At 66.4% G+C, this 2,315-nt stretch carries 2 protein-coding genes; both read left to right on the top strand.

The features are described from left to right. Nucleotides 1-296 precede the first annotated feature (296 nt). Nucleotides 297-554 carry a hypothetical protein gene (locus AB0J67_RS40680; RefSeq protein WP_363491105.1) on the top strand — a complete coding sequence of 86 codons (258 nt, stop codon included), beginning with the start codon at nucleotides 297-299 and terminating at the stop codon, nucleotides 552-554. Nucleotides 555-571: 17 nt separating this feature from the next. Further along, a complete protein-coding gene (gene tyrS / locus AB0J67_RS40675) occupies nucleotides 572-1,999 on the top strand; it encodes a tyrosine--tRNA ligase (protein ID WP_363491103.1) in 1,428 nt (475 codons plus the stop codon). Nucleotides 2,000-2,315: the final 316 nt, after the last annotated feature.

The following is a 2,315-nucleotide window of genomic DNA, read 5'->3' as shown; positions in this document are numbered from 1 at the left end:
TCAACGGCCAGCACCTCCCGCAGCCTGCCACTGGGCGACACAACCCCCGTTGTCAACCCCAGCTCACCAGCGGAAACGAGGTCTGGACAAGCTCATTGGCATCAAGGACGACGATCCCATAGAACGCATGTCCGGTTTCGCCGACCGTGTGGCCGCCTCCGCGCGTGCCCATGGCACGCTACGATGTAGTGGTCGAATCCGTGGAGGTACGCGCACAGTGAAGCGATATTGCTAGCAGCCAACGCCGTGGCATCCCTTGGACAGGTGGTCGGCCTCGGCGTGTACCTCCCGCACGCATGTGGCTGCTGGCATACCGGGTTCGCACCCTCCTGGAGAAGGAGTCCCCGCGAGGCAATAAGGCGTACCGCGTCAACAACGACCGCGACGACTTCGCCGACGCCTTGGACTTGCTGGCGATCGACCCCCGCGCCTACGCGGGTCATCACGAGCACACCTTCCTGGTCACGCACGGGGCAGCAGCCGCCCGTCCCCCAAAAGGGACCACCACGCTCAAGATCGTGTACGTGAATGAGCCCGCCACGGCCGACGCCTGACTTGAAGAGGACAATCCATGCTAACCGAAACGACCCGCCTCGGCGCTTCCCACAAGGCGCTGATGGACACCCTGTGCGGGGCACCCGATCTGCGCGAGGGACCCGAACTGACCAAGATCCTCGAACTGCTGCGCGAGCGCCGAGCCATGGACCTCTCCGACCTGCCGCCAGCCGAGCAGGCCGCCCTCATCGCCGCCCGCTCCCACGAACTGCTGCCCTCCGGCGGGCAGCTCGCGGAGCTGCTGGCCGCCGCCCGCGCCGAGCAGCGCCGCCTCGTGGTCAAGTTCGGCATCGACCCGACCGCCGCCGACGTGCACGTGGGCCACGCCGTTCCCATGATTATCGCCAGTCGGTTCCAGCGCATGGGGCACAAGGTCGTCTTCATCGTCGGCGACATCACTGCCAAGATCGGCGACCCGTCCGGGCGGGCCGGCGACCGGCCACCGCTGACCGACGACGACATCGCCGCCAACATGAAGACCTACCGCGAGCAGGTCACCCCGTTCTTCGACTTCGACCATGCCGAGTTCCGCTTCAACAGTGAATGGCTCGCTCCGATAACACTGCCGCAGTTCATTGGCGTACTGGAGAAGCTGCCGGTGGCGGCCTCGCTCCAGCGCGAAGATTTCCGCACGAGGCTCGCGGCCGGCAGCGGCTTGACCATGGCCGAGCTGGTCTACTCAGTGGTCATGGCCCTGGACTCGGTCAAGATCACCGCCGACATGGAGATCGGCGGCCTCGACCAGCTGCTCAACATGCAGATGTGCCGCCGTGTCATGGAGAACGCCGGACAGAAGCCCGAGGTCATCATCGCGACCGGCCTGATCGAGGGCACCGACGGCACCGGGGCCAAGATGAGCAAGAGCAAGGGCAACTACGTCGGCCTGGCATTCGATCCCAAAGACGTGTTCGGCAAGCTTATGTCCGCCGCCGACCGGCTCATGCCCGACTACCTAAAGGCGCTGACCGAGCTGCTCGACCCGGAGATCGAGCTGCTGATCCAGCTCATGGCGGACGGCGCAGTTCACCCCATGGGGGTCAAGACGATGCTGGCCTCCGACGTGACCAGCACCATCCACGGCATGGACGCGGCGGCAGCCAGCCGAGCCGGGTTCAAGGCACAGTTCTCCCAGAAGCGCTTCTCCGACACTCCCGACCTGCCCTCAGTCGCCCGCGCCGAACATAGCGACGCCAGCATCGGCGAGCTGTTCGTAAAGGCCACCGGCCTCGTGCCGAGCATGAACCAGGTCCGCCGCGTCGCCAGCGGCGGTGGCCTGCGCCTGGTCGCCGAAGCACCCGGCAGCGGCCAAGAGACCGTCAACCTGACCGAGGCCGACGTCAACGGCACCCTGACCGCTCTGCTGACCGCCCACCCGGACCTCGCCGGACCAGCCGGCAATCGTCTCTTCCTCAAGTGCGGCAGGCTGCTCATCGAGGTCAGCTGACCAGTGCCACCGGATGCCAGCGCCTACCTGACGGCGCTGGCATCCGCCGCACCGGCCACGCGGGCAAGGCGACGAAGCGTTCCAGCGATGGCGTAACGCACGCACGTGACGCGTCGAAACCGGCGAGTTGACCCCGGCCGCCGGCGGCACCACGCTGGTGTGGGCGCTCACGGAAATCCCGGTCGCTGAGCTCAAGTAATTGGACTGGTCCTCGTGCGGTCTAACGATCTTGTGCGCAATAGCTGAGGTCGCGCAGTGGACTCCTCCCGGCGTATCACCAGGTGATGGTGCGGTCGGAGACCAGGGCGGCGACGGC

The organism is Catellatospora sp. NPDC049609, assembly GCF_040675365.1.
Lineage (GTDB): Bacteria > Actinomycetota > Actinomycetes > Mycobacteriales > Micromonosporaceae > Catellatospora.
This window is presented reverse-complemented; position numbering and strand designations above follow the sequence as displayed.

Coding starts and splice junctions, on each gene's coding strand:
- AB0J67_RS40680 (WP_363491105.1), top strand. CDS start 297: ATGTGGCTGCTGGCATACCGGGTTCGCACCCTCCTGGAGAAGGAGTCC.
- tyrS (WP_363491103.1), top strand. CDS start 572: ATGCTAACCGAAACGACCCGCCTCGGCGCTTCCCACAAGGCGCTGATG.